At 56.3% G+C, this 231-nt stretch carries 1 protein-coding gene; it reads left to right on the forward strand.

Annotated features, from left to right (window positions below):
* On the forward strand, window positions 1-231 hold a 231-nt coding region (locus ACCD03_RS25665), incomplete at both ends, for a class I SAM-dependent methyltransferase (RefSeq protein ID WP_413413303.1).

Raw genomic sequence — 231 nt, forward strand, 5'->3', positions numbered from 1 at the left:
GTGCTGGCCGAGCATGCGAACCGGGTGATCCTCGCGACCGATCCATCTCAGGACATGCTCGATCATGCTAGCACCCACCATCCGCAGAACCTGCTGAAACGGATCAAGACCTTTCAGAGTTCAGCCTTCACCATCGGCTTGTCGGCGAATGCGGTTGACTGCATTTTTTGCCTGCAACTGTTTCAACGCATCGCCTGTCCCGAGCATCGATTGGCCATGTTGCGCGAGTTC

Origin of the sequence: Ralstonia sp. Ralssp135 (assembly GCF_047304345.1) — a bacterium.
In the GTDB taxonomy this organism is placed as follows: Bacteria; Pseudomonadota; Gammaproteobacteria; order Burkholderiales; family Burkholderiaceae; genus Ralstonia; species Ralstonia chuxiongensis.